Origin of the sequence: Flavobacterium gelidicaeli (genome assembly GCF_013294005.1) — a bacterium.
Taxonomy (GTDB): Bacteria; Bacteroidota; Bacteroidia; order Flavobacteriales; family Flavobacteriaceae; genus Flavobacterium.
Genome location: NZ_JABSNK010000040.1, coordinates 1 through 1,133 on the forward strand (window position 1 = coordinate 1; position 1,133 = coordinate 1,133).

The following is a 1,133-nucleotide window of genomic DNA, read 5'->3' on the forward strand; positions in this document are numbered from 1 at the left end:
GGTGGATTCAATTAACAAATGCAACCTCATGCAGATTGTTTAAGTTTTTGCTCAAAAATTTCATTTGGACTTTTAAAACCAAATCTTTTTCTGGGTCTGTTATTTAATTTATTTGTTACTCTTAAAACCTCTTCTTCTGTTATTAAATCAAAGTTATATTTTTTCGGAAAATATTGTCTTACTAGACCATTTAAATTTTCATTAGCACCTCTTTCCCAACTACAATATGGGTTGGCAAAAAAGTATGAGATTTCTAGTATTTCAGATACTTTTTTATGGTTAGCAAACTCTTTCCCATTATCAGATGTGATGGTGTGCAAAATGGGTTTCCAATCCATTAATAATTCAATTAATTTCTCCTGAATTTCTTGTGATTCCTTACTGTTTATTTTAGCCATTTTAAGCACACCTGATGCTCTATCATTTATTGTTAACAGAGCTCCTTTGTGATTTTTACCTATTACCAAATCAATTTCTAAATCCCCAATTCTTTGCTTTTCTTCTACAACCAACGGCCTGTTTTCAATACCAACTCTGTCTTTAATAATACCTCTTGAGCCTTTTAAAGCCCCTCTTTTAGCATATCGCTTTCCTTTTGTGCGTAAGTGCTTATAATGTTGTCCGCCTTTCTTTTTGTCGCTCCAAATGAATTGATAAATTCTTTCAATCGAAACACATTCAAAGTTTTTATCACTACAATATCCTACTATTTGTTCAGGACTGAAATCTTCTTCTAAAAGATGAATAACACGTGCTTTTATCTGTTCAGTAAAGCGTATTTTCTTAACTTTATCATGCTGTCGAATACTGGCTTTACTTTGGGCTAATTTAGCTTTATAAACATTATTTCTTTGATCGGAATTTCTGGATAGCTCTCTTGAAATTACAGATTTATCTCTACCTATAAACCCTCCAATTTTACTCATTGAAAATCCTTGTGAACGAAGTGTAGCAATTTCGTATCTTTGTTCAATCGTTAAATGTGACATCTTTTTTTGTGCTTAGTAACCCAAAAATAAGAGAAATTTTTTTCGTAGCCTACTGATAAGACTTGAAGATCTAGATCTTCAAGTCTTATCAGTAGGCTTTATTTAAACAAATAAGGAGTGTTGCATTTATCACTTGAATCTAAG

1 protein-coding gene is annotated in these 1,133 nt (G+C 31.6%); it reads right to left on the bottom strand.

The window, feature by feature from the left end; all coding sequences use genetic code 11:
- Positions 1–26: 26 nt before the first annotated feature.
- Positions 27–989: an IS30 family transposase gene (locus HNP99_RS17605; RefSeq protein WP_173854761.1), complete on the bottom strand. Its 963-nt coding sequence runs from the start codon at positions 987–989 to the stop codon at positions 27–29.
- Positions 990–1,133: the final 144 nt, after the last annotated feature.